Annotated in this window: 17 protein-coding genes and 1 pseudogene; 11 read left to right on the plus strand and 7 right to left on the minus strand. The window is 66.5% G+C overall.

Annotated features, from left to right (window positions below; genetic code table 11):
- Nucleotides 1-374 precede the first annotated feature (374 nt).
- The 4 genes and pseudogenes from AC3FKG_RS13070 to AC3FKG_RS13085 all read left to right on the plus strand — a co-directional run bounded on the left by AC3FKG_RS13070 (nucleotide 375) and on the right by AC3FKG_RS13085 (nucleotide 7,724).
- A complete protein-coding gene (locus AC3FKG_RS13070) occupies nucleotides 375-1,058 on the plus strand; it encodes a hypothetical protein (protein WP_488743285.1) in 684 nt (227 codons plus the stop codon).
- Between the two features lie 145 nt (nucleotides 1,059-1,203).
- Nucleotides 1,204-1,671: pseudogene (locus AC3FKG_RS13075) on the plus strand (acetamidase/formamidase family protein); the annotation flags it as partial.
- 467 nt (nucleotides 1,672-2,138) lie between these two features.
- The gene (locus tag AC3FKG_RS13080) at nucleotides 2,139-3,269 is read left to right on the plus strand and encodes a response regulator (RefSeq protein WP_483713944.1); all 1,131 of its coding nucleotides are present in this window, start codon (nucleotides 2,139-2,141) and stop codon (nucleotides 3,267-3,269) included.
- A 42-nt stretch (nucleotides 3,270-3,311) separates the two neighbouring features.
- On the plus strand, nucleotides 3,312-7,724 hold the full coding sequence (locus tag AC3FKG_RS13085) for a response regulator (RefSeq protein ID WP_488743286.1): 4,413 nt from the start codon (nucleotides 3,312-3,314) through the stop codon (nucleotides 7,722-7,724).
- A gap of 214 nt (nucleotides 7,725-7,938) precedes the next feature.
- Here AC3FKG_RS13085 and AC3FKG_RS13090 read toward each other — a convergent pair whose 3' ends face one another.
- The 6 genes from AC3FKG_RS13090 to AC3FKG_RS13115 form a co-directional block, all read right to left on the minus strand.
- Nucleotides 7,939-9,111 (minus strand): YgeY family selenium metabolism-linked hydrolase, encoded by a 1,173-nt coding sequence (locus AC3FKG_RS13090; protein WP_488743287.1) that lies wholly within the window; start codon nucleotides 9,109-9,111, stop codon nucleotides 7,939-7,941.
- Nucleotides 9,112-9,130: 19 nt separating this feature from the next.
- Nucleotides 9,131-10,405 (minus strand): MFS transporter, encoded by a 1,275-nt coding sequence (locus AC3FKG_RS13095; protein ID WP_488743347.1) that lies wholly within the window; start codon nucleotides 10,403-10,405, stop codon nucleotides 9,131-9,133.
- A 180-nt stretch (nucleotides 10,406-10,585) separates the two neighbouring features.
- Nucleotides 10,586-11,530 carry an N-carbamoyl-D-amino-acid hydrolase gene (locus AC3FKG_RS13100; protein ID WP_488743288.1) on the minus strand — a complete coding sequence of 315 codons (945 nt, stop codon included), beginning with the start codon at nucleotides 11,528-11,530 and terminating at the stop codon, nucleotides 10,586-10,588.
- A gap of 46 nt (nucleotides 11,531-11,576) precedes the next feature.
- Nucleotides 11,577-12,824: a M20 family metallo-hydrolase gene (locus AC3FKG_RS13105; protein WP_488743289.1), complete on the minus strand. Its 1,248-nt coding sequence runs from the start codon at nucleotides 12,822-12,824 to the stop codon at nucleotides 11,577-11,579.
- Nucleotides 12,821-14,062, minus strand: a complete 1,242-nt coding sequence (locus AC3FKG_RS13110; protein ID WP_488743290.1) for a diaminopropionate ammonia-lyase — start codon at nucleotides 14,060-14,062, stop codon at nucleotides 12,821-12,823. Before AC3FKG_RS13110 ends, AC3FKG_RS13105 begins: the two co-directional genes overlap by 4 nt.
- A gap of 36 nt (nucleotides 14,063-14,098) precedes the next feature.
- A complete protein-coding gene (locus tag AC3FKG_RS13115) occupies nucleotides 14,099-14,950 on the minus strand; it encodes a MurR/RpiR family transcriptional regulator (protein ID WP_488743291.1) in 852 nt (283 codons plus the stop codon).
- Nucleotides 14,951-15,267: 317 nt separating this feature from the next.
- Here AC3FKG_RS13115 and AC3FKG_RS13120 point away from each other — a divergent pair, with 317 nt between their 5' ends.
- Genes AC3FKG_RS13120 through AC3FKG_RS13130 form a run of 3 tightly spaced genes read left to right on the plus strand, consistent with a single transcriptional unit; the run spans nucleotide 15,268 to nucleotide 18,793 of the window.
- On the plus strand, nucleotides 15,268-16,599 hold the full coding sequence (locus AC3FKG_RS13120) for a uracil-xanthine permease family protein (RefSeq protein WP_488743292.1): 1,332 nt from the start codon (nucleotides 15,268-15,270) through the stop codon (nucleotides 16,597-16,599).
- A gap of 20 nt (nucleotides 16,600-16,619) precedes the next feature.
- On the plus strand, nucleotides 16,620-18,083 hold the full coding sequence (locus AC3FKG_RS13125) for an amidohydrolase family protein (RefSeq protein ID WP_488743293.1): 1,464 nt from the start codon (nucleotides 16,620-16,622) through the stop codon (nucleotides 18,081-18,083).
- A gap of 2 nt (nucleotides 18,084-18,085) precedes the next feature.
- Entirely contained in the window at nucleotides 18,086-18,793 is a 708-nt protein-coding gene (locus tag AC3FKG_RS13130) for a sulfite exporter TauE/SafE family protein (RefSeq protein WP_483713949.1), read from the plus strand.
- Here the strand turns inward: AC3FKG_RS13130 and AC3FKG_RS13135 are convergent.
- Nucleotides 18,790-19,845, minus strand: a complete 1,056-nt coding sequence (locus AC3FKG_RS13135; protein ID WP_488743294.1) for a LacI family DNA-binding transcriptional regulator — start codon at nucleotides 19,843-19,845, stop codon at nucleotides 18,790-18,792. The two genes, AC3FKG_RS13130 and AC3FKG_RS13135, sit on opposite strands and share 4 nt — an antisense overlap.
- Nucleotides 19,846-20,038: 193 nt before the next feature.
- Here AC3FKG_RS13135 and AC3FKG_RS13140 point away from each other — a divergent pair, with 193 nt between their 5' ends.
- From AC3FKG_RS13140 to AC3FKG_RS13155, 4 genes are all read left to right on the plus strand, one after another.
- Nucleotides 20,039-20,518, plus strand: coding sequence for an SgcJ/EcaC family oxidoreductase (locus AC3FKG_RS13140; RefSeq protein ID WP_483713951.1), 480 nt, complete (start codon nucleotides 20,039-20,041; stop codon nucleotides 20,516-20,518).
- A gap of 240 nt (nucleotides 20,519-20,758) precedes the next feature.
- Nucleotides 20,759-21,622 carry a translesion DNA synthesis-associated protein ImuA gene (gene imuA / locus AC3FKG_RS13145; protein WP_483713952.1) on the plus strand — a complete coding sequence of 288 codons (864 nt, stop codon included), beginning with the start codon at nucleotides 20,759-20,761 and terminating at the stop codon, nucleotides 21,620-21,622.
- Nucleotides 21,555-23,141 carry a Y-family DNA polymerase gene (locus tag AC3FKG_RS13150; RefSeq protein WP_488743295.1) on the plus strand — a complete coding sequence of 529 codons (1,587 nt, stop codon included), beginning with the start codon at nucleotides 21,555-21,557 and terminating at the stop codon, nucleotides 23,139-23,141. The genes imuA and AC3FKG_RS13150 overlap by 68 nt, the downstream gene beginning before the upstream one ends.
- Nucleotides 23,138-26,461, plus strand: a complete 3,324-nt coding sequence (locus AC3FKG_RS13155; protein WP_488743296.1) for an error-prone DNA polymerase — start codon at nucleotides 23,138-23,140, stop codon at nucleotides 26,459-26,461. Before AC3FKG_RS13150 ends, AC3FKG_RS13155 begins: the two co-directional genes overlap by 4 nt.
- Nucleotides 26,462-26,583 lie beyond the last annotated feature (122 nt).

Raw genomic sequence — 26,583 nt, forward strand, 5'->3', positions numbered from 1 at the left:
TCCCCCGAAACCATGTCTCAGCGATTGCAGCGAAGGGTGTCTGTCAGCCTCGGGGATGATTGACACCGGTGCGGAAAGGGCACAAAGCGACTGTGCGACGGGCAACCCGGCATCAGCAGGGGTGCACCGGCAGTGAAGCAGCAGCGCGGCCGCGATTGTCTTGTCAATCGGGTCTTACGTCAAATGCTACGTAGGCTTTGTATTATTTTGCCAACAACCTCGGGTGCTGCCGTTCGGGCGCCTGCAGGCCCGGGGAGGGGGTACAAAGGACGCCTGCGGCGTCCGCGCTATCCTTTCCCTCCCTGAAGGGCGAAGTCGCGCCATCCGATCAAACCTGGAGTGACCGGACCGCCGGGACTCCGGCTGCCAACAATATGTCGAAACCCTCATTGCATCGCCATGCGAACGCCCTCCGGCTTGCGGGGTTCGCCGCCATCGTTCTTGCCCTGACGGCCTGCACCACGCGGCCGTTCCAGCCGCCCCCGCCGCTGTACAAGCTGTGGGCCAAACCGGGCGTGAGCGAGCAGGGCGTGCGCAGCGCCATGCTTGGCTGCGGCTATGCGGATCCGGCGTATGTCGACAAGACCATGATGACGACCAACGCCCAGGCCCGCGCGGAGCTTTGCATGCTGGACAAAGGGTTCCTTTACCAGGACCGGCGCATCCTGTGTGCCGATAACCCGGAGTTGCCCGCGTGCGCCAGCGCGCCGCGCGGCAAGACCTTCGGCTCGGACCCGGATTTCGATCCGGCCAAGGTCAGTCGGCACGCGTCGGCGCCTCCCGCTTATTCCTACTGGAGCCGCGCCGATACCGACAGCGAAGGTGTCAAGCGCGCCATGCTTGCGTGCGGCTATGCCGAGGTCGGCAGGCCGTTCGACAACATGCTGCTGAATGACAGCGCCGCGGCCGAACTGTGCATGGTCGGACAGCGGTTCACGTATGCCGGCCCGGCCGCGCGCCTCTTGTGCAAGAGCCAGCCGGGGCTGCCTGCATGCCTGGGCCGAGCCATCGATATCCAGCGTTGCTGCGCACCGGCAAAGGCTGCCGGGACGCGTTGAATGCGCGCAGGTTTACCCTAGTACGCGCCAGCACAAGAGTTTGGGGCGTCTCGGCCTACCGGTGCGGCGGGCGGTGTTCCTAGTATGGAACCACGTGCGGCGCCGGGAAACATGCAGCGCGGTACCCGGGGCTTCTTGCCCGGACATGAGCCGCCGGGCGCCCGCCCTGACCGTGAAAAGCGGCGATTTCATCCGCGCCGAGGCCGTGACCCATCACGCCGGCGACGCACCCGACCTGATGATGGATGCCGCCATCCGCGAGATCTGCAACAAGGTCCCGCATGACGACCGCAATCCTGGCGTCCACATCATGACCGGGCCGATCTACATCGAGGACGCGAAGCCCGGCGATGTGCTGGAAGTCCGCTACCTGCAGATGATTCCGCGCTTCCGCTTCGGCGCCAACGTGGCGGCGAGCTGGGGCCAGCTCTACCGGGAATTCGAGAAGGAGCGGGTCACCATCTATGAACTCGACCAGGCCTCGAACACGGCGCACGCGTTGTACGCCTACGACTATCCGGGCAAGCTGACCATCCCCGGCAAGGTCGTCGATGAGCGCGAATGCTGCCGGCAGCCGGCGCTGGCTGGCGTGCGCGTGCATCAGGCCAGGCATAGCCGCGCCAGGACGCCGCCGCGGTCTGACCCACTTGGGGGATGCAGTCCATGCGCGGGGGTCCGTACACTAGCCATGTAGGCGCTGGATCTCCTCCTGCCTATAGGCCTTCAGCCCCTCGGAGTGGTTCCCGCGCCGAGGGGCATTTTCTTTGCACTGCCAGAGCCGTCGCCAACGAAGAAGGGCGCCACGCGGCGCATGCAGGGCGCGTTGCGGCCGCACAACTGACGCTTGCTTCGTTGAGTTTGCAAATTTCGCAAACTAAGATGGGCTGCGGCAGTGATCCTGCCTGGGTGACTTAAGGCTGCAAACGGATGGTGGTGCCAATAATGAAACGCCCTGCATTGACAACCGTCCCCCGCCCCATGTCCCGACTATGGACTCGACTGGATTCCCAAGGGTTTAAGCGGCATCTCATATGAACGCGGCCAAAGCTTTCGGATGTTCTACATCGCCGGAGGAATAACATGACAGACGCATTCGAGTTTGACCACAAACAGACGGTCCTCGTCGTGGATGACACGCCCGACAATCTTTCCCTGATGGCAGGCCTGCTTGAAGAAAAATACAAGGTCAAACTGGCCAACAATGGCGACAAGGCACTGAAGATTGTGCGGGGGAACGACCCACCGGATCTCATCCTGCTGGACATCATGATGCCCGGCCTTTCCGGCTACGACGTCTGCAGGGAGCTCAAGGCCGATCCGGGAACCCGGAACATTCCCATTATCTTCCTCACCGCCATGACCGGCGTCGAGGACGAGAAAGCGGGACTGGAGATGGGCGGGGCGGATTACATCACCAAGCCCATCAGCCCGCCCATCGTCCTGGCCCGCGTGCAAACGCAGCTCGAAAACAAGGCGGCGCAAGATTTTCTGCGGGACGAGAATGGCTACCTGGAGCGGCTGGTGGCCAAGCGGACGCAGGAAGTGATCGCAATCCAGGATGTGACCATCCTGGCGATGGCATCGCTGGCGGAGACCCGTGACAATGAAACCGGCAACCATATCCGCCGCACCCAGCACTACATCAAGGCATTGGCCAAGAAGCTTCAGATGCATCCGCGCTTCTTCCAATACCTGACCGACCAATACCTGTCCGATCGGAATATCGACATGCTGTTCAAGTCGGCTCCATTGCATGATATTGGCAAAGTCGGGATTCCGGACCATATTCTCCTGAAGCCGGGGCGCCTGGAGCCGCATGAATTCGAGATCATGAAAACCCATACCACGCTCGGACGCGACGCCATCGAGCACGCCGAGCGGGCGCTTGGCACCGATGTCGAGTTTCTCAGCGTGGCCAAGGAAATCGCCTACTCCCACCACGAAAAGTGGGACGGGTCCGGGTATCCGGAGGGTCTTGCCGGGGACGACATCCCTGTCTCCGCGCGCCTGATGGCGGTGGCTGACGTCTACGACGCCTTGATCAGTCAACGGGTCTATAAGGACGCCATGCCGCACGAAAGAGCGGTGACCATTATTGCTTCGGGACGCGGCAGCCATTTCGATCCGGACGTCGTGGATGCATTCGAGGCGATTCAGGACGAGTTCCTGGCGATTGCCCTGCGCTACGCGGATTCGGATGCCGACCAGTAGACGAAGGATAACGACCTGGCGGTGGCCATCGGAGCGAAGTATATGAAGACCTTCATCGCTGCCCTCGAGCGGCAATCCTTGGGGCGCAAGCTGGCGTTGGGCTTATCCGGGCTATTGGCCATAGTCGGGGTGATCGGGGTTTTCAGTCTCGCCAATCTCTTGCGAATCGATCAGAACGTCCAGATTCTCTACGAGAAGGAGTTTGTCGGCCTGTCCCATCTCAAGGAGGCGCGGGTCCATTTCGCGGAACTGGGGCGAGCCTTGCGGCAAGCGGTGCTGGCACCGACCGAGGTGGATCAGGAGCGGGCAATCAAGCAGATGGAGGCTGCCGAAGCGAGCATGCGCAAAAGCGTGGACGATGCAGCCGGGCGCATTTTCCGGTCAGAGAATCAGGCACGCCTGGCCAGGTTCCGGGAAGCATTTTCCGCTTATCGGATGGGTGCCGACAAGGTGATGATCGCGGCGAAATCCGGCAATCTGGATGCGGCGGTAGCGATCCTGTCTTCGCGCGAATTCCAGCAGACCGGGTCGGCCGCAGACGATCTGCTTGCCGAGGTCGGACAAGTCAAGGAAGCGGGAGCGCAGAGTTCCGCGCGCCAGTCGCAGGAAATCCTCCGGCATGGCCTGCGGTCAACCGTGGCACTGCTGGTTGCCGGCTTGGGATTCGGTGCAGGCATCGGTTGGGTCATCTGGCGCTCGATCCATCGACCCACGGATGATTTGCGTTCGACGGTCGAGCAGCTGGCGTCGGGCAACCTGAATGTTTCGGTTCCTTACACGGATCAGGCGAACGAAATGGGTGATCTCGCCCGTTCCATCGCGGTCCTGCAAGTCGAGGCGCGTCAGATGGAAGTGCAGCGCTGGCTCAAGAGCCATCAGGCGGCGATCCAGTCCGAACTCCAGTCAGCTCGGTCCTTTACCGAACTGGCGCAGAAATTCCTGTCGAGCATTGCGGCGCTACTGCATGTCGGGCATGGCGTCTTCTATGTCTACGATGACGAGCGGCGGCAACTTCGCCGGTTGGGAGGGTATGCCTGCCGGGAGCTGAAAGACATCGACCAGTATTTCGACCTTGGCCAGGGACTGGTGGGCCAATGTGCCATGGAGCGTCAGCCGATCGTCATCACGCGCCCGCCGGCTGACTATGTCCGGATCGGTTCGGCGTTGGGTGAGGCGGTTCCCAGGGAAATCACCGTGTTGCCGGTGCTAAGCGCCGAGCGCCTGTTGGGTGTAGTCGAACTGGCAACCCTGGAAGCGATAGGCGCCGACGGGCAAGCGCTACTGGATGGCTTGATGCCCATCCTCGCCATGAGCCTCGAAATCCAGGAGCGCAGCGCCAGGACGCAGCAACTGCTCGAGGACACTCAACGCCAGGCCCGGCACATGGAGCAACAGGCAGCACTGTTGGAGGAGCAGACCGAGGAACTGGAAGCGCAGCGCGAATCGCTCAAGGACACCGCCGAAACCTTGGCCATCCTCGAAGAGCGGAGTCGCCTGATTCTGGAATCCGTGAACGACGGCATCGTTGGCATGGACGAGAGCGGTTCCGTGACCTTCGCCAACCACTCGGCCGGCCAAATGCTCGGCTACGCCGTTGAAGAACTGATCGGCGCGGAAATGCATGCCCTGGTTCATCATTCCCGCCACGATGGCAGGGTTCTTCCCCGCGAAGACTGCGCGCTGTACCTCACGTCTCGGGACGGAAAGCCGCGTACGGTTGACGACGCAGTGCTGTGGCGCAAGCATGGCGTCGCTTTTCCGGCGGAATACTCGACCACGCCGGTTTTCAAGGACGCTGTGCTGACCGGGACGGTTATCGTCTTTCGCGACATCACGGAACGCAAGGCCGTGCACAAGGCGATTGCCGACGAGCGTGAACGGCTTCAGAACATCCTCGATACCAGCCCCGTCAATATCGCGTTCTCCACTCAGGGGTGCATCCGGTTCGCCAATCCAAAGTTCATCGAGACGTTTGGCGCGAAGGCCGGAGAGGCATCGCCACAGCTCTACGTGAACCCTGGGGACCGCGACGCACTGGTCGACATGCTCAAGCGCGACGGCATTGTGCAGAACAGGGAAACCCGGATGTTCGATCGAAATGACGAGCCCCGCGACATGCTGGTCACGTACCTGCCGATCGTGTACGACGGCGAAGAGGGCATCCTGGGCTGGATCGTGGATATCTCGGAGCGCAAGCAGGCCGAAGCCGAGATCCTGCGTGCCAAGGAGCTGGCCGAAGAGGCCACTCGGGCCAAGAGCGATTTCCTGGCCAATATGAGCCATGAAATACGCACGCCGATGAATGCCATTATCGGCATGTCACAACTGGCGCTGGAAACCAAGCTCGACAAGAAACAGCGCAGTTACATCGAAAAGGTGAACCGCGCCGCCGAGAACCTGCTTGGCATCATTAACGATATCCTGGATTTTTCCAAGATCGAAGCCGGCAAGATGTCCATGGAAAGCGTCGAGTTTCGTCTGGAAGACGTCATGGAGAACCTGGCCAACCTGGTGGGCATGAAGGCCGAAGACAAGGGGCTTGAATTGCTGTTCAGTGCCGCACTTGATGTGCCCACGGCGCTGATCGGCGACCCGCTGCGCCTGGGCCAGGTGCTGACCAACCTCGGGAACAACGCCGTGAAATTCACGGAAGCCGGGGAGGTCGTGATCGGCATCGAGAAGGTGGCGCAAGAGGGTGCCAATATCGAACTGCATTTCTGGGTCAGGGATACCGGGATCGGCATGACGCCGGAGCAGTGCGCAAAGATGTTCAAGTCGTTCAGTCAAGCCGATGCCTCGACGACCCGAAAGTACGGCGGCAGCGGTCTGGGCCTGACCATCTCCAGGAACCTGGTGGAAATGATGGGCGGGCGCATCTGGGTGGAAAGCGAACCCGGCCGGGGTTCCACGTTCCACTTCCTTGCCCGCTTCGAGATGCAGGCCGAACCGATGCCGCGCCGGATGTTCCGGGCCGAGGAATTGAAGGGGGCGCGGTTGCTGGTCGTGGATGACAACGCTTCGGCCCGCGAGATCCTGTCCACCATGGTCCGCAGTTTTGGCCTGGAGGCCGATGTGGCCAGCGACGGTGCCCAGGCGCTGCGCATGATCAGGCAAGCTGCGGCGAATGCGTGTCCCTACGATCTCACCCTGATGGATTGGAAGATGCCGGTCATGGATGGAATCCAGACCGTCGGCAAGCTTCAGAAGGATGTCCCGCCCAATTCTCCCGCGGTGATCATGGTCACGGCTTATGGTCGCGAGGAAGCGCTGTCAGAAGCCGAAATGCGTGGCGTCGAGCTTCGGCACTTTCTCGCCAAGCCGGTGACGCCGTCGACGCTCCTCGAAGCCATCGGCCAGGCACTGGACAAGGGCTTCGTGACCGAAACGCGGGCACACGAGAAGGCGGACATTCGCCAGGGGGCGATGGACAAGCTGAGGGGGGCGCGACTGCTTCTGGTCGAGGACAACGAGATGAACCAGGAACTGGTGCTCGAACTGCTGGCCAATGCCGGCATCGACGCGGTGCTGGCGAACAATGGTCAGGAGGCGCTGGAGATCCTCGGGCTCGATACCCGCTTTGACGGCATCCTGATGGACTGCCAGATGCCCGTCATGGATGGCTACACGGCGACCCGGGAAATCCGCAAACACCCATCCTGGAAGCATCTCCCGATCGTCGCCATGACGGCCAACGCCATGGTCGGCGACCGCGAGAAAGTTCGGGAAGCGGGGATGAACGACCATATTGCCAAGCCACTCAAGATCGCCGAGATGTTTGACACGATCGCGCGCTGGGTGACTCCGGCCAGCCCCAACGCAGACCGGGGGAGTCCGGTGCCGGCTTCGCCGGTACTGACGGCCTGCGCAGAGTTGGCGAGCCTGCCGGGAATCGATACACGCGTCGGACTCGCGACCACCATGGACAACGAACCGCTGTATCGCAAGCAGCTTCTCAGATTCCGTGACAGCCAGCGCGACTTCGCGAAGATCTTTTCGGCGGCGCGTACCGAGGCGGACCCGGCTGCCGCCACAAGAGTGGCGCACACGCTCAAGGGAACCGCTGGCAACATCGGAGCCAAACGCGTACAAGCTGCGGCGGCTCTGCTGGAGCAAAGCTGCATGGACGCAGGCAGCGAACCCGTGATCGCGGAACGGTTGGCGCATGTCCTGGCCGAACTGCAGCCAGTGCTGGCGGGGCTGGACCGCCTGGCCGGCGCACGTGGGACGGAAGCTTCCGGCCAGCCGTTTGATGCAAGGCGGGTGTCCGAATTGCTGGAAAGCCTGAAGGTCTTGCTCGAAGCCAGCGATTCCCGTGCCGGAGGCATCGTTAAGGAGTTGGCTGACACGGTGAAGGGAAGTGAGCTCGAATCGGCAACAGGCAAGCTGGTGTCGGTTGTCGATAATTTCGATTACGACGGCGCTCTTGAGCTGATCGCGGACTTGCCCAGGCTTTAGGCGCTTAGCCCGATCGGAGGCTCGGCAGGGCGCGAATGGATCGGGATGGACAGGGTGAGGCTCGGTGCCGGCAGCCGCAGAACAATGGCCGCGCAGGCGCCGTCCTCCTGCGACAGGCCTTCGGCATCTCGCAGCCACCCGCGCCAGGGGGCTTTTCAAAAGGCCGACGAAAGGTCGGCCGTGTTCATCTGGCGAATGACCTCGGGCCGGCCGGTCACGCCATCGCCAGCACGAGGTTGCGGTAGATCTCCCGAGCGCCTTCCAGCTGCTCCAGCGCGATCGATTCATCGATGGTGTGCGCATCTTCCTCGCATCCAGGCCCCAGCCCGATGGTCGGGATCTGGCGACGTCCCGCGGATTCGGAACCGTTGGTGCAGAAGGCCCAGGTCCCGACTTGCGGCGTGCGGCCGGCCTGCTCGATGGCCCGCACTGCAACCTGCACCAGCGGCGCGTTGTCCGGCTGGTGCCACGCCGGCAGCCAGCGCGTTGGCCGCGCCGATTCGCCGGTGAAGGTGCGGACCTCATCGTCCGACACGGTCAGCGTGAAATCATGCAGGCCGGCGGTGCGCAGGCAGGCGTCGATCTCGCCCAGCACGTCCTCGCGCGTTTCGCCGTCGAGCGTGCGGCGGTCGAAGCGGATCGTCGTGGATGTCGGGATCATCGAGATCGACGGGTAGGGCGACGACACGATATCCGTCGGCACCAGCAACGCGGGGCCGAGCACCGGATCGGTCGGCAGGCGCAGTCCTTCCAGCGCGTCAAGCGCCCGCGCGGCGGCATGCAGCGGGTTCACGCCGAGATGCGGCGTGGCCGCGTGCGCGGGTTTGCCGTGGATTGTCAGCAGGATCTCGAGCCGGCCTTTCTGTCCGCGCTTGACCTGCAGCTGCGAGGGCTCGCAGATCACGACCGCCGCGGGCTGGCAGCGATCGAGCACGGTGGACAGCGCGTGTCCCTCGATGACTTCCTCGAGCACGCTCGCGGAGACGGCAATGCGCCGGCGCAGCGGACGTTCGCGCGCGGCGGCCGCCACGCCGCAGATGGCCGCGGCAATGCCGCCCTTCATGTCGGTGCTGCCGCGTCCATAGAGCCGGCCGTCGTGGACGGTGCCGCCGAACGGGTCGAAGCGCCACTGTCCCGTCACGGGCACGACATCCATGTGCCCGTCGAAGAGCAGGGCGACCTCGGCGTCTTCGGGGCCGATATAGCCAAGCACGCTGCCATTGCGATCCGTGGTCACCGAGGTGAAGCCGGCTTCCGTCATGCGGTGCGCCAGCAGCGCGGCCACATCGCCTTCCCGGCCGGAGAGGCTGGGGATGCGCACCAGCTCGCCCGTCAGCGCGGTGACGTCGCTGAGTTCACCGGGGTTGCTTGTAGTCTGATCAATCATGGTGGGAGGTCTTGTGCAATCAACGGTTGACCAGCGTGGCCGGCACGCGCAGCACCAGCAGCGCGCCGATCACGGTGAAGGAGGCGAGGAAGTACATGCCCCAGTCGGTCGATCCGGTCAGGTCCTTGATCCAGCCGATCGCATACGGACTGGCGAATGCGGCAAGTCCGGCGAAGGCGTTGATCGCCGCAATCCCGGCCGCCGCGCTGCGGCCTTCGAGGAACGCGGTCGGCAGGCTCCAGAACAGCGGCGAGCAAACCATGCAGCCTGCGGCGGCGACGGACAGCATGGCCACCGCGAGCGTCGGGTTGTGGCTGAACAGCGTGCTGAGCGCCAGGCCGGCGCCGCCGACCAGGAACGGGATGACCATATGCCAGCGGCGCTCGCGGGTACGGTCCGAATGGCGGCACACCAGGATCATCGACACGACCGCGCAAGCGTTCGGGATCGCGGTCAGCAGCCCGACATCCAGCAGCGAGACCACGCCCGTGGAGCGGATCACCGACGGAATCCAGAAGGCCAGGCCCGACAGGCTGGACACCGTGCAATAGCAGATCAGCGCCATATGGATCACGCGACGGTCGCGGAACAGCTTCAGCAGCGACACGTGCTCGACCTTGGTGGTCTTCTCCGCTGCAATGTTGTGCGCAAGCCGGTTCTTCTCGGCTGTGCTCAGCCAGCTGGCGTCAGTGATGCGGTCGTCGAGATACCAGAGCACGGCCAGGCCTAGCACGATCGACGGAATCGCTTCGATCAGGAACATCCACTGCCAGCCGGCGAAGCCGTGATGGTCATGCAGCGATTCCATGATCCAGCCAGACAGCGGGCCGCCGAGGATGCCGGCGAACGGCACCGCCGTCATGAACACGGCGATGACCTGGCCGCGGCGGTGCGACGGGAACCAGTAGGTCAGGTACAGGATGATGCCCGGGTAGAAGCCGGCCTCGGCGGCGCCAAGCAGGAAGCGCAGGATATAGAACTGCGTCGGCGTCTGGGTCAGCGCCATGGCGGCGGAGATGCAGGCCCACAGGATCATGATGCGCGCGAGCGTCTTCTTCGCGCCGATGCGGTGCATCAGCACGTTGCTCGGCACTTCGAACAGGAAGTAGCCGATAAAGAAGATGCCCGCGCCCAGGCCATAGACCGTGTCGCTGAAGTTCAGCTGGTCCAGCATCTGGAGCTTGGCGAAGCCGACATTGACGCGGTCCAGGAAGGCCGCGATATAGCAGGCCATCAGGAACGGCAGCAGCCGCCAGGCCACCTTGCGGTAGAGCGTGTTGTCGTACGCATCCATCGTGTCCGTCGTCGCCGTGGTCGTGGCCGGGTTGCGCAGCGTCTGCGCGGAATGCAGGGAATCGCTCACTATGTTCCTCCTTTGGATTTGGTGAGACAAAAACGCCCCCCTGCGGGCGCCCGGAAGCGCCTGCATCGTGGTTTTTTTATGGGTCGGGGGAAGGGGGCGGCTAGCGCTTCTTCATGCGGCCATGGCTTGCGGCGGCGTGGCGCCGCGCTGGCTGGTGATGCGGCCGTAGGCCTCGGGGCGGCGGTGCCGGTCGAAATTGAAGGTGGTGCTCTTGTACGACTGGCACAGGTCCAGGTCGCAGCGTGCGATGGCCAGTTCGTCGCCCTTGGTCGAGCACGCCGCGACGATCTCGCCGGACGGCGCGATGATGCAGGTGCCGCCGATCATCTCGCAGCCTTCTTCCTTGCCGCCCTTGGCCACGCCGACCACCCACGTACCGTTCTGGTACGCGCCGGCCTGCATGACCAGGTGGTTGTGGAACATCGACAGGTCGTCGTGCTCCGGCGCGGGCGGGTTATGCACGGGCGTGTTGTAGCCGAGCAGGATCATCTCGGCGCCTTGCAGGCCCATCACGCGGTAGGTCTCGGACCAGCGGCGGTCGTTGCACAGCGCCATGCCCATGACGCCGCCGAAGCCTTGCCAGACGCCGAAGTCGTCGCCCGGCTCGAAGTAGCGCTTTTCCAGGTGCTGGAACGCACGCCACGGTTCGTGCTGGTCATGGCCGGGCAGGTGGACCTTGCGGTATTTGCCGATGATCTTGCCGTCGCGGCCGACCAGGATCGCGGTGTTGTAGCGGCGCTCGACGCCCTGTTCGACTGCCAGCTCCGCATAGCCGAGATAGAAGCCGATGCCCAGGCGGGCGGCAGTGTCGAACAGGATGCGGGTCTCGGGGCCGGGCATCTCGCGTTCGTAGAAGGCGTTCAGTTCCTCGGGGTCTTCCATGAACCAGCGCGGGAAGAAGGTGGTCAGCGCGAGTTCGGGAAACACCACGAGATGGCAGCCCATTTCATGGGCGTGGTGCAGGTGCGCCAGCAGGCGCGCGACGACGTCGCGGCGCGAGTCGCTGCGCTGGATCGGGCCGAGTTGCGCTGCGGCGACATGGACAAGGCGGGACATGAGCGGGAGTCTCCTGTTATGCGGTGAATGTCAGTTTGTCCGGCCGTCAGGCGGCCAGTTCGAGCATCAGGTCGAGCAGCACGCCGGCGCCGGCACCGATGTCGTGGTCGTGGGTCAGTTCGGCGACGTTGTGCGACAGGCCGGCCACGCTTGGCACGAAGATCATGCCGGCGGGGCACAGGCGGGCCAGGATCTGCGCATCGTGCCCGGCGCCGCTGGGCATGCGCCGCACGCTGTGGCCGTGCTGTCGCGCGATGGACTCGACGCGGGCGACCATGCCATCGTCGAACGCCACCGGCGCGAAATCGGCCAGCGTGCGTTGGGACAGGCGCACGCCCTCGGCCTTCGCCACCTCGCTGGCGTAGGCAAGCGTGCGGGCCACCGCTTCGGCAAGCAACGCGCCGTCGGTATTGCGCAGGTCCACCGTGAACACCGCGCGGTTGGGAATGACGTTGACGAGGTTCGGGAAAACCTGCACCTGTCCAACCGTCGCGAGCTGGGCGCCGCCCAGTTCGCGCGACAGGTCGCGCACGAAGCAGGCCACGCGCGCGGCCACCAGCCCCGCGTCATGGCGCAGCCGCATCGGCGTCGTGCCGGCATGGTTCGATGTGCCTTCGACGGTGAACTCGGTCCAGTGGATCCCTTGCACACCGGTAACGGCGCCAATGGTGACTTCCTCATGCTCCAGCACCGGGCCCTGTTCCACATGCAGTTCGACAAAGGCATGCACGCTGTTGCAGCCAACCGGCGCCGGGCCGGCATAGCCGATGCGGGCGAGGTTGTCGCCGACCGTGGTGCCGTCGATGCCGCGCGTGTCCAGTGCCTGCTGCAGCGGTAGGTCGCCCTGATAGACGAGGCTGCCCATCATGTCGGGGGCGAAGCGCGCGCCTTCTTCGTTGGTGAAGAAGGCGACCGCGAGCGGACGGCGCGTGACTATGCACGCATCGTCGAGCGCGGCCATCACTTCCAGTCCCGCAAGCACGCCCAGGTTGCCGTCGTAGCGCCCGCCGGTACGCACGGTGTCGATGTGCGAACCGGTCATGACGGGTGGCAGGTCTTCCTGTCCGGCACGCACGCCGACCACGTTGCCGATGCCGTCGACGCTGACCGAGAGGCCCAGTTCGCGCATCCACGACAGCACGAGGTCGCGCCCGGCGCGGTCCTCGTCGGTCAGCGCGAGCCGGCAGACGCCGCCGCCGTCAATCGCGCCGACTTCGCCGAGTGCGGCAATCCGGCGCAGCAGGCGGGGCAGGTCGATCCGCGCTGTCTGCTGGAGGTCGTGGTTCGGGATCACGCTGCTTTCCTCACGTTCCGCACATCTTCAGGCAGGCGGCCTACGATACGTTCATACAGCGCGACATCGGTGGCGCCTTCGCTGCCGAACACCAGCACGCGGCTGTTGGCATCGAGGCCGAGCGCGTCGCGCGTGGTGGGATCGGCGAGGGCGCCAAGGCATCCGGCCAGGCCGGCGACAGCCGATTCGCCGGCCACCACAGGGACGTCGCCATAAGGGCTGTCAGCAAGCAGGCGCACGCTGTCCAGTGCCGAGTCATCGTCGATGGTCAGGAACGCATGCGCGCCCGGATGCAGGATTTCCCAGGCCAGCAGCGAGACCTCGCCGCAGGCCAGGCCGGCCATCACCGTGTCGAGATCGCCATGCACCGCCACCGGCTTGCCGGCGCGCGCGCTTTCGTACAGGCAGGCCGCCTTGTCCGGTTCCACCACGATGAAGCGCGGGCGCGCGTCGCCCAGCACTTCCCAGAAATGCGCGCTGACGGCGGCGGCCAGGCCGCCCACGCCGCCTTGCAGGAATACGTGGGTCGGAAGCTCGCCTGCCGGCAGTTGCTGCAGCGCTTCATCGGCCATCACGGCGTAGCCCTGCATCACGTCCTTCGGCACTTCCATATAGCCTTCGTAGGAGGTGTCGGACACCACAAAGCGGCCCAGCCGTGCCGCGTCTTGCGCAGCCTGGCGCACGGAGTCGTCATAGTTGCCCGCGGTGCGGACTACCTGCGCGCCGTATTGCTCGATGGCTTCCTTGCGGCCTTCGCTGACGGTGGCGTGGATATAGATCACGCACTGGCAGCCGAAGCGCTGCGCGCCCCAGGCCACCGAACGGCCGTGGTTGCCGTCGGTCGCGCAGGTCACGGTGATGTCGCGCACCGTGTCGGCGTAGCGGCCCGCGAGCAGGTCGTCGAACGATACGTTGGCGATGCCGAGCCGGCTGCCGATCTCGCGCACCAGCAGGCGGCTGACGGCGTAGGCGCCGCCCAGTGCCTTGAAGCTGCCCAGCCCGAAGCGGCCGCCTTCATCCTTGTAGAGGATCCGCGCGACACCGGCCGCACGGGCGAGGCCATCGAGCGCGACCAGCGGCGTCGGCGCGTAACCGGGCCAGCGGCGGATCTGCGTGGCGGCGCGGGCAAAAGCCTCGCCGCCGAGCACGGCCTGCTGGCGCGCGCCGTATGGCGTGCGGGGGCGGGCGGCCGGGTTCAGCGCGCATTGCAGCTTCAGGTTGGGGAGCGGATGGTTCAAGACAGTCTCCTGGGTTCGGGTTGGGGCAGCGATCCGCTAGCGATGCAGATCGCCGTAGTGGTCATGCAGCGACTCGATTTCTTCAAGCCGCTCGCGCGCCGCGTCGCCAAGGACGAGCGCGAGGTTCGTGCAAAGGTGGTTGATCAGGCTGACGGCGGCGACGTAGGAGTCGAATACCGCCGCGCCATGGTTGACGCAGCGAAGCACCACGTGCGAGCGCGCGGGCAGGTCCGTGGCGCTGGGGTCGGTCAGGATCACGACCTTGGCGCCGACGCGGTTGGCGTGCGCGACCATCGGCCACAGCAGCGTCACGCGACGGCGGAAATCCATCACCAGCAGCACGTCGCCCGCGCCGAGGTCGGCCAGGTCTTCGGCAAGGTTCAGACCCGCGCCGGGGGCCAGCGTTACGCCGGGGCGCAACTGCGTGAGCAGCGCCCACGCGTATTGCGCGAGAACGCGGCCGTTGCGGAAACCCGCGATAAAGACGCGCTTCGACTCGGCGAACAGCGCAATGGCGCGTTCGACGTCGGCCACGTTCAGCCGGTCAAAGGTCTGCGCCAGGTTCTGCAGGTCGTTGGAGAGATGGCACGCCAGCGGCGTCTGGTCTTCCTCCGAAGGCGCCTGCACGCCGGCGAGTTCATACAGCGGCGAACCACGGTCTGCCTCGTCGCGCACCAGCGCGCGGACCTCGTTGAAGTTCTCATAGCCCAGCCGGCGGAAGAAGCGCCCGGCCGTCGCTTTCGAAACGCCGGCTTTCTGCGCAAGTTCCGTCGCCGAATAGGCGGCCAGGTTGCCGATGCACTCCAGGGTGACGGCGGCCAGGCGGCGTTCGCTTTCGGTGAGCTGGTCGTTCAGCGCGAGGATCTTGTCTTGCAACGATGGGGTCATGATCGGGTCCGAATGAAACTTCGGTTTCAGAAATATAGGTGAATGAAACTTTGGTGTCAAAAAAAAGAAAGTGTGAAACCAAAGTTTCATGATATGGGTTTTTCGCCACCCCAGCGCCGATTCACGGGCGTCAATTCCGCTGTCGCCAATTCGCGAAGTCGTTCCTTGCGCTTCCATCCAGCATCGATTACATTAACCAAAACGTTTTGGTTAAGAAAAAACGTCAGAATAAGTGGCGAATTGCGCATGCACGCAAGACAGCGCCCGAGACGGTCACCGGTGCACGACTGACCCACCAAATCGAGGAGCAAAACGACATGTCCCAAACCGCCCCCGCCCCCGTGGACGAACGCCTGCCTTGGCGGCAGCTGTTCGTCTTCGGCCTCCAGCACGTGCTGGTGATGGCCGCATCGCCGATCGCGGCGGTCTTCCTGATGAGCAAGGCATTGGGCCTTGCGCCCGCGCTGTCGGTGCAGTTGCTGAGCGCGACCTTCGTGGTCTGCGGGCTCGGCACGCTGCTGCAGTCGCTGGGGCGGCGCGGCATCGGCGCGCGCCTGCCGTTCGTGATGCTGCCCGGTGGCGCGCCCATCGTGCTGTTCATCCTGATCGCCCAGCAGACCAGCGTGCAGACCGCGGCCGGCGCGGTGATCCTGACCGGCGTGTTCTATTTCTGCGCGTTGCCGGTGTTCCGGCGTTGCCTGCGCTATTTCCCGCCAGTGGTGGTGGGGACCATGCTGCTGCTCGTGGCGATCAACCTCGCGCAGGTCTCCGGCCGGCTCATCGCCGGGCACCCGGCGGCGGGCGCGGCGGTCGACCCGCTGAACCTGTTGCTGGCCTTCGTGACCATCGCCTGCACCGTTGCCGCGTCACGCTGGTTCGGCGGCACGCTCGCACGGCTAGCAATCCTGCTCGGGCTGGTGGGCGGTGCGCTGTCGGCGATGGCGCTCGGCGCGTTCCACACCGGCCAGGTGGCGATGTCGCCGTGGCTGGCGTTGCCCACGCCGTTCCCGTTCGGCTGGCCGCAGTTCGATGTCATCGCAGCCATCCCGTTGATGGTGTTCGCCGTGATCTCGATGGTCGAGGCGACCGGCCAGACGCTGGCAATCAGCGATGCCGTGGGCCGGCCCGTCGACGGCGAGCGCGACGTCCCGCGCACGATCCGCGGCGATGCGCTGACGTCGCTGCTTGGCGGTGTGTTCGGCACGTCGCTGATCATCACCAGCGGCGAGAACATCGGCATCGTGCGCGCCACCGGCGTGCGCTCGCGCTATGTCACGGCGATGTCGGGTGCGATCCTGGTCGCGTTCGGGCTGCTGGTGCCGGTGTCGGCGCTGATCAGCGCGATCCCCGAGGCGGTGGTCGGCGGCACGGGTCTGGTGGTGTTCTGCATCGTCGGCACGATGGGCATCGACGTGCTGCGCCGCGTCGACCTGCGCGACCACGCCAATATGTACGTGGTGGCCGTGGCGCTGGCGGCGGGCCTGCTGCCGATCCTCGTGCCCGGCATCTACGGCGCACTGCCGGCCAACCTGCGCATCCTGCTGGGCAATGGCGTGGCGATGGGCGCCTTCACCGCGGCCCTGCTCAATTTCCTGTTCTTCCACACGGGCGCCCGGCGCGTGGCCGAGGTGGCACCTGCCACGCACTGAACCCGTATCCGTCAATCCGTATGACTTATCAAGCTGAATTCCAACCTGCATGGCCCGGCGCCGTGGCGCCTTCCCTGGACCCGGCAAGCTTTGCCGAACCGCATATCCTGCAACCCGAATGGATGCTCTTGCGCCACGGTGCCGTGCGCGACCATGCGGCCGTGGTCGAAGGTGGGCGCTTCACGGCAGTGGGTCGTTCCGAGGACGTTGCCGCGCAGTTTCCGTCGCTGAAGACGCTGGCGTTGCCGCGCATGCTGCTGATGCCGGGCATGATCGACACCCATCACCACCTGACGCAATCGTTCGGCAAGTCGCTCGTCTTCGGCGAACCGTCGGAGATCTTCCGGCGCGTCTGGGTGCCCCTGGAAGGCAGCCTCAAGGCCGAACATCTCTACCTGTCGTCAAAGCTCGCGGCGCTGGAGGCGCTGCGCGGCGGCTTCACGACGGTGGTCGATGCGGGCACGCGCAGCGACGCGGGGCTGGACGCCATCGCGCGGGCGGTGACCGATGCAGGGGGCCGCTGCGTGCTGGGCCTGATCTGCAATGACAGGCCGGGTGCCGAAACGCTCGATGCCGGTCCCATCCTGCGCCGCGCTGTCGACCACCTCGGCCGCTACGATCACCATGCGCTGGTGACGCCGTCGCTCGCGATCTCGATCCCCGAAGTGGCGAGCGATGCCATGCTGCACCACGCCCATCACCTGTGCATGGAATCGGGCCGCGTCTTCCAGACGCACGCGAACGAGCACCTGGTGGCAGTGGAGCGTTCGCTCAATGCGTGTGGCCGCCGGCCGATCGAACACCTGGCGGCCGTCGGCGCGCTGGGGCCGGCCGCGCTGCTGGCCCATGCCACGCTGGTCACGCCGCATGAAATCCGCCTGCTGGCCGATAGCGGCGCCGCCGTGGCCTACAACCCGGTGGCGAGCGCGTGGAAGGGCAATGCCGTGGCGCCGGCCGAAGCCATGGCGACGTTCGGCGTGCGGCTGGGGCTGGGCACCGATGGCACGCGCAGCGACGGCTTCCGGCTGCTCGACCATGCCGAAGCGGCGCAACGCTACGCCTTCGGCATCGGCGTGGGCGATTCTTCCTGCGGGGCGGGCTGGCGCTGGCTCGACATGGCGACGCACGATGCTGCCGACGCCGCGGGCCTTGGCACCGTGACCGGGGAGATTGCCGCCGGCAAGCGCGCCGACTTCCTGCTGGTCGACCTCGACGTGCCGGAGTTGACGCCTTCGTGGGACCTGACGTGGGAACTGGTGCGCCTGGCCAGCCGCGACCAGATCCGCGCGGTGTTCGTCGACGGCAGGCTGCGCTTGTGGGACGGCTGGCCGGTGGACTGGGACGCGCGCGCGCTGATGCGCGATATCCGCGCGATGGCCGGCGACACCATTGCCGGCGCGCCGATCCGCAAGCTGCACGAGCCCGCCGATGCGCACCGCGCGCGCCACGCGCAAACGCCGCGTTTTGGCCAGGCGGGAGCATGACCATGGATATGACGTTGTTCAGTGTCTGCGTCGCGGTGTTCTCCGGCGCGCTGATCCAGGGCGCGACCGGCATGGGCTTCGCGCTGATCGTCGTGCCGGTGCTGGCGCTGGCGGCGCCGGACATGCTGCCCGGCGCGCTGCTGCTCGCCATGCTGCCGCTCAACGCCTACGTGGCCTGGCGCGAGCGTCACGCCATCGACCTCGGCGGCGCGGGGTGGATCAGTGCGGGGCGCGTGGCCGGCACGTTTGGCGGGCTGTGGGTGCTGGTGGCGATGCCGATGGCCTGGCTCAACATGATCGTGGGCGGCAGCACCATTGCCGCCGCGCTCGTGTCGTTGCTGGCGCCGGCGTTCACGCCGGGCCGGCTGACCTTCGCCTCCACCGGGCTGATCACGGGCGTGACCGAAACCGCCACCGGTGTCGGCGGGCCGCCGCTGGCGCTGGCTTACCAGCACGCGCCCGTGGCGACGCTGCGTGCCACGGTGGCGCTGTGCTTCCTGGTGGGCGAGACGCTTTCGCTCGTGGTGCTGGCCGTCGGCGGCCGTCTCGGTATGGAGCAAGTGGTCTATGCGATGGAACTGCTGCCCGTGCTGGCGGCGGGCATGGTGGCCAGCCACCTGGTCCACCGGCGCATCAACCAGCGCATGCTGCGCGTGGGCGTGCTGGTGTTTGCGCTGGTATCGGGCGCGGTGGTGCTGCTGCGCGGCTAGGCCGTTGCCGACGACGCGCGCACCATCAACTCAGGTGCCGGCGCGGCAATGGCATGCTGGCTGCGATCGCCCGACAGGTGCGCGAACAGCAGTTCCACGGCCAGCGCGGCGACGCGTTCAAGGTGCAGGTTCACGGCGGTGAGCGGTGGTTGCGCGGTGCGCGCGCGGATGCCGTCGTAGCGCGTCACCACCTGCACGTCTTCCGGAATGCGCTTGCCTATTGCATGGAGATGGCCCATGGCGCCGACGGCGAACGCATCCACGGGCGCGCACAGCGCATCCAGTCCTGGCATGCGCGCCAGCAACTGCGCGCAAGCCTCGGCGCCGGCGGCCTCGCCGAGCGCCTCGGGCGCCTTGACCAGTTCGCACGGCAGATCCATGTCGCGCGTGAATTCGCGGTAGACGCGTTCGGTTTCCACATAGGACTGCCGCGCGGTCTCGCCGATCATCAGTCCGATTCTTCTGCGGCCATGCGCATGGAGATGTTCCAGCAGCAGGCGTGCCGTCTGCGCCGATTGCAGGTCCACATACGGCACCGGATGATCGGTCAGCGGTTCGCGGCCGATCGACACGATGCTCACGCCGCGATCGCGCAGGCGTGCGATATGCGGGTCGCCGGCCACGGGCTCGATCACCACCGCGCCGTCGATGTCGAGCGTTTCCAGCAAGCCGCCGGCGCCTTCCAGCGGCGGCACCAGTACGACGCCCAGCCCGCGTGCCATGGCCGCTTCCGCGGCGATGGCCGCGACTTCCATCATGAAGCCCAGGCGCGACGTGCCGCCGGCCACGGCGAACGGCATCGACGACAGCAGCGCGATGCAGTTCGCGCGGCCCGACTGCAGGCGCCGCGCGCGCACGCTGGGCCGGTAGCCAAGCTCGGCCGCAATGCGCTTGACGCGTGCGCGCGTTTCCGGGTCCACCACGCCACGGTCATTGAGCGCGTGCGAAACGGTGGTCAGGGAAACGCCGGCCGCGCGTGCGACATCGTGGATGGTGAGGCGGCGCGGCCTGTCGGCCGGGCCGGACGAAGAGGGGGTGTTGGGGTCGGACATGCCATTTCCGGAAACAGTGCCGGGAGGATACAACAGCGCAGGGGACCGTTGAGGGTGGCGGGGCATCCGGCGCGGCGATGGTGCTCGCCGGACAGGCCCGCCGGATAGGCCTAACACTTGCTGGCGGGATGTTCCATACTTTTGATGCGGTGAGCCTGGGTCAGGCGCCGGATACCAAACGGAGAACGTTGCCATGAAGCTGATTCCCATTGCAGTGCTGGCGGCCGCGCTCGCAGGGTGCGCCATGAATCAGGGTACGCAGGGCAACGCGCAGGGAGCGCCCGCGGCAAGCTGCAAGGCGACCTCGGAACAGGAGATCGCGGCGTTGTTCGACCGGTGGAACCAGTCGCTGCAGACGGGAGATCCGCGCAAGGTCGCGGCCAATTATGCGGAACGGTCGATTCTGCTGGCGACGGTATCCAACAAGCCCCGGCTGACGGTGGCGGAGCGGGAAGATTACTTCCAGCATTTCCTGCAGGACCGGCCTTCGGGGAGGATCGATTTCCGGCGGATCGAGCTGGGGTGCAATTCGGCGGTGGATGCGGGGCTTTATACGTTTACGTTTGCGCGGACGGGGGCTGTTGTTAAGGCGCGATATACCTATACCTATCGCTGGGACGGATCGCAGTGGCTGATTACGAGTCATCATTCTTCGGCGATGCCGGAGAAGTGAGAGGGGAGAGGTTCTCTGGTTATGACTGGGGCGTCGCTCTTGGCAGGCACTGCTGTTTCGCCGGCTACGCCGGCGTCAAGAGCGACGGGCCTGTCATAACCAGAAGCCCCCGCCGATGCCCCTCGAAAGTCCGACCCCGTCACATTCCACGTAGCCCCTTGCGTTCCTGCGAATACTGTATAAATATACAGTTATCGTAAAAATCACCACCGCCCCTCCAGGCGAAACCCAAACATCCCCATGACCGCACCCGCAGCCCCCGCCGCGGAGGCTCCCGCTTTCCCTTCGCCTGACCAGCAGCCCCCGCCAAGCCGGGAGGAGGCCATGGCGGCGCTCGAGCATCGTTACCCCAGCTTGTGGCGCGCCGGCCAGCTTGGCCGCGCCGGCAGCCAGCCGGTGTGGCCGGCCGGCTATGCCGGGCTGGCGGCGGAACTGCCCGGCGGCGGCTGGCCGGTGGGCGGGGTGACGGAGTTGCTGACCACGCAGGGCGGGTCGGGCGAGTTGCGCCTGCTCCTGCCGGCGCTGCGGGCACTGGCGGCGGCGGGGCGGCGCATCGGGCTGGTGGGGCCGCCTTACCTGCCCAATGCATTGGGGCTGGCCGCGGCGGGTTTGCCGGCACGCCAGCTCTACTGGGTGCGCCCGGCCGCTGGCGCCGGCAAGCACGCGCAGCAGGCCGATGTGCTGTGGGCAGCCGAACAGATGCTGCGCAGCCAGGCGTTCGGCGCAGTGCTGGTGTGGCTGCCGGCCGCGCGGCCCGAGGCGATGCGCCGCCTGCAAGTGCTGGCACAGGCCGGCGACGCCGCGGTGTGGGCCATGCGCCCGGCCGCGGCACTGCGCGAGTCGTCGCCGGCCGTGCTGCGCTTGCTGCTGTCGCCGTTGCCGGGCAACGAACTGTCCATCGTTTTCCACAAGCGGCGCGGCCCGGTGCGCGAAGCACCGCTGCGCTTGCGGCTGGATGGCCTGGAGGGCGCCCGCCGCGGCGGCCATGCCACGCCGGCCCCAAATGTTTCACCTGTTGTTGCGGGAGGTTCCGCCCATGTCGTACTGGATCGCGGTGCATCTGCCGCGCCTGTCGCTGGACGCGCTGCAGCCGAGCTGGCCTGAGTTGGCCACGGCGCCTTCCTCCACGCCTTCCTCCCCCCTCGGCACGTTGCACCATGCCCTGCCGGTGGTGGTGATGGAGCGCGAGCGCGTGATGCTGGCCAACGCCCCGGCCATGGCGCTGGGCGTGAGTTTCGGCATGCGGCGCGGCGGCGTGCAGGCGCTCTCGGCCGAGGTGGTGCAACTGGAGCGCAACCCGGCCGCCGAAGCCGGGCTGCTGCACGCGGCGGCGCTGGCGCTGCTGCATTTCACGCCGCTCGTCACGTTCGATGAAGACCCGGAAGCGGCCACGCTGATGCTCGACGTCAGCGCCAGCCTGCGCCTGTTCGGCGGCCACCGCGCGCTGTGCCGGGCGGTGCGCGCGTGCGTGCGGCAGCTCGGCACGTTCGCGCAGGTGGGCAGCGGGGCCACGGCCCATGGCGCGGCATGGCTCGCGCGCCAGCCCATGCGCCGCACCCGACGCGGCATCGTGCGGCCGGCGCGGCGGGCAGTGCAGGCCGCGCGCATGGGGCGCCTGCTGGATCGCTTGCCGGTCGAGGCGCTGCGCCTGCTGGCGGATCCGGCCTGGCTCGACGGCATCGGCTGCCGCACGCTGGGCGAGGTGCGGCGCCTGCCGCGCGCCGGCTTGTCACGCCGGCTGGGCCCGCAATTGCTGGCCCGGCTGGACCAGGCCTATGGCGACGCCACGGCCAGCTTCACCTGGTTCGCCGCGCCGCCCGCGTTCGCGCAGCGCATGGACCTGCCGGGGCGCATCGAATCGGCCGAAGGCGTGCTGGCCGGCGCGCAGCGCCTGCTGCTGGCGCTGGCCGGCTGGCTGGTGGTGCAGCAGGCCGGCGTGACGCGCTGCGTGCTGGTGCTCGAACATGAGCGCTACCGGCTCGGCGCCGATACCGTGGGCACGCCCGTGATGGTGGGCCTGGCCCAGCCCAGCCGCGATCCGGCGCACCTGTCGCGCCTGCTGCGCGAAAAGCTCGACAAGCTGAATTTCCATGCCCCGGTAACAGGCCTGGCGCTGCGCGTGGAAGCCATGGCCGAGTACCTGCCGCAAAGCGACGCGCTGTTCCCCGAGCCCGGCGGCACGCCGGCCGAACTCGGCCGCGTGCTCGACACGCTGGTGGCCCGCCTGGGCCGCGACAACGTGCTGCAGCCGCAGCCACTGGCCGACCACCGGCCCGAGTGCGCTAACCGCTGGCGCCCGCTCGACGAGGCCGCCGGCAAGCCGGCGGACGCGCCGCTGCCGCCATGGCCGGAGCGCCCGCTGTGGCTGTTGCCGCAACCGCAGCCGCTGCCGGTGCGCAACCACCGTCCGAACCACGGCGGGCCGCTATCCATGCTGACCCGGCCGGAGCGCATCGAAGCCGGCTGGTGGGACGGCGCGCTGGCCACGCGCGACTATTTCATCGCCGAGCGCGCCGACGGCCTGCGTTGCTGGGTCTATCGCGAGCGCCCCGGCCATCCGGGACGCGACGGCCAGGAGGATGGCGGCGAGTACCGCTGGTTCCTGCATGGGTTGTTCGCATGAGCGTACCCGAGCTGTCCGCATGGCTGCCCACGCTGCCCGATTACGCGGAACTGCACTGCATCTCCAATTTCACGTTCCTCAGCGGCGCGTCGCATCCGGTCGAACTGGTCGAGCGCGCCTTCCAGCTCGGCTACCGCGGCATCGCGCTGACCGACGAATGCTCGGTGGCCGGCACCGCGCGTGCGCATGACGCCATCAAGACACTGCGCAAGCAACTGCACGAAGCAGTCGAACGTTGCGAGGCCGCCGGCGACGCGCAGGACGACGGCGAACTCAACGCGCTGAAGGAACACGCCGCCGCCGCCAATGCCTTCCGGTTGCTGATCGGCAGCCGCTTCAGCCTGACCGCGCCATGGGGCGCGGACGAACGGCCGCCGCTGCGGCTGGTCCTGATTGCGCAGCATCGCGAAGGCTTCGGCAACCTGTGCGAGCTGATCACGCTGGGCCGCATGCGCGCGCAGAAGGGCAGCTACCGGCTGCATCCGGAAGACCTGTCCGCGCCAGGCGAAAAGCTGGAGCACCTGCGCGGCATGCCGGGTTGCCTGGCCGTGCTGCTGCCCGACTACTGCCCCGATCCGACGCATTTGCTGGCGCAGGCGCAATGGTGCCGCGAGGTCTTTGGCGAGCGCGCATGGATCGCGCTGGAGCAGCTGCAAGGCCATGCCGATGCGCTCCATCGCAGCCGCATCGAGGCGGCTTCCGCGCAGTCCGGCGTGCCGCTGGTGGCATCGGGCGCGGTGACCATGCACGTGCGTTCGCGCAAGCCGCTGTCCGATGTGCTGACCGCGATCCGGCTGGGCAAGCCGCTGCCCGAATGCGGCATGGCGCTCGCGCCCAATGCGGAGCAGCATCTGCGCATGCGCCAGGTGCTGTCGCGCCTGTATCCGCGCGAGGCGCTGGCGCAGACGCTGAAGCTTGCCGCACTGTGCGATTTCTCGCTCGATTCGCTGCGCTATGAGTACCCTCAGGAACTGGTGCCCGAAGGCGAGACGCCGATCAGCTACCTGCGCAAGGAAGTGGAGGCCGGCAAGCGCGTGCGCTTCCCCAACGGGCTGAAGCCGGAGTGGGAGGAACAGCTCGAAAACGAACTGAAGCTGATCGAGGAAATGAAATATGAGCATTTCTTCCTCACCGTGCATGACATCGTGCGCGAGGCGCGCAGGCTGGGCATCCTGTGCCAGGGCCGCGGCTCCGCGGCGAATTCACTGGTCTGCTACTGCCTTTACATCACCGAGGTCAGCCCCGAGCAGGCCAACCTGCTGTTCGGCCGCTTTCTTTCGCGCGAACGTGACGAGCCGCCCGATATCGACGTCGACTTCGAGCACCAGCGGCGCGAAGAGATCATCCAGTACATCTACGGCAAGTACGGCCGCGACCGCACCGCGCTGGCCGCGTCGCTGATCACCTACCGCTCGCGCAGCGCGCTGCGCGACGTCGGGCGCGCGCTGGGCATCGATGCCAGCGTGGTGGAGCAGGTGGTCAAGGGCCAGGCGTGGTGGGAAAGCGGGCAGGGCTTCCTGGATCGGATCGGCCGCTATGGGCTGGATCGCGAATCGCCGGCGGTGCAGCAGTGGGCCAGCCTGACGACGCAACTGCATGGCTTTCCGCGCCACCTGTCGCAGCACGTGGGCGGCTTCGTGATGGCGCGCGACAAGCTGTCCCGGCTGGTGCCGATCGAGAACGCGGCCATGGCCGAGCGCAGCGTGATCCAGTGGGACAAGGACGACCTGGAATCGCTGGGCCTGCTCAAGGTGGACGTGCTCGCGCTGGGCATGCTGTCGGCCATCCGCCGCGGGCTGGCCATGATTCCGAATCCGGACGAAAACCTGGCCCGCGCCGGCGTGCCGGCGCGGATGGAAGATATCCCGAAGGAAGACAAGGCCACCTACGAGATGATCTGCCGCGCCGACACCGTCGGCGTGTTCCAGATCGAATCGCGCGCCCAGCAATCGATGCTGCCGCGCCTGCAGCCGCGCACCTATTACGACCTGGTGGTGGAGGTGGCCATCGTGCGTCCGGGCCCGATCCAGGGCGGCATGGTTCATCCGTACCTGAAGCGGCGTGAAGCGTTTCGCCGCACGAAGAAGCCGCCGGCCTACTATGACGACGTGATCGAGAAGGTGCTGGGCCGCACGCTGGGCATTCCGATCTTCCAGGAACAGGTGATGCAGCTGGCCATCGACGGGGCGGGTTTCACGCCTGGTGAGGCCGACCAGCTGCGCCGTTCGATGGCTGCCTGGCGCCGCCGCGGCGACCTGGGCCGTCATCAGGAGGCGCTGATCAAGGGCCTGACCGGGCACGGCTACCCGATGTCCTTCGCACTGGGCATCTGCAAGCAGATCGAGGGGTTTGGCGAATACGGCTTTCCGGAAAGCCATGCGGCAAGTTTCGCCAAGCTGGTCTATATCAGCGCGTGGCTCAAGCGCCACCATCCGTCGGCGTTCCTGTGCGCGCTGCTGAACAGCCAGCCAATGGGCTTCTATTCGCCGTCGCAACTCGTGCAGGATGCCGCGCGTCATGGCGTGGTGGCATTGCCGGTCGATGTCACGGTCAGCAACTGGGACAGCACGCTGGAACCCGCGCCCGGCCAGACCGGCGCCGGCAAGCCGCCGGTGCGCCTGGGCATGAACCGCGTCAAGGGCATGCGCGAAGACGCCGCGCTGCGCATCGAGGCCGCGCGTGCGCAACGCCGGTTCGACAGCGTGGAAGACCTGGCCCTGCGCGCCCGGCTGGACCGGCACGATATCGATGTCCTCGCTGCCTCCGACGCGCTCTCGGCACTGGCCGGCAACCGGCGCCAGGCCCGCTGGCAGGCCAGCGCCGCGGCGCTGCAGGTGGCGCATCGGGACTTGCTCCATGAAGCGCCGCTGATCGAGCAGCAGTTGTCGCTGCCGGCGCCCCGGCTCGGTGAAGAGGTGGCCGCCGACTATGCCACCACGGGGCTGTCGCTCAAGTCCCATCCGCTTGCGCTGCTGCGAGCGAAGCTCGATGCCATGGACTACGCCACGGCCGAGCAGCTGTCCCACTGCCGCAATGGCCGGCGCGTGCGCACCTGCGGCATCGTCACCGTGCGGCAGCGGCCCGCCACGGCCAGCGGCACCATCTTCGCCACCATCGAGGATGAAACCGGCACCGTCAACCTGATCTACTGGCCCGACCTGATCGAGCGGCAGCGCAAGGAAGTGCTTGGGGCGACGCTGCTGGGCGTGGTCGGCATCTGGCAGCGGCAGGGCGAGGTGCGTCATCTGGTGGCGCAGGAGCTGATCGATCTGAGTCCGATGCTGGGGCGGTTGATGGTGGGGAGTCGTGATTTTCACTGAGTTGACGGGCCGGTGCGCCAGAAGCCTCGGTGTCGGGGTTTCCCCTGGGGTGTCCCAACGCATCAAGCGGCGGTCCCGAGTTGTCAAACGGCGAGCCGCATCTTCGCCCATACTCATGAGCC

The organism is Cupriavidus sp. 22TCCZM04-2 (genome assembly GCF_057798895.1).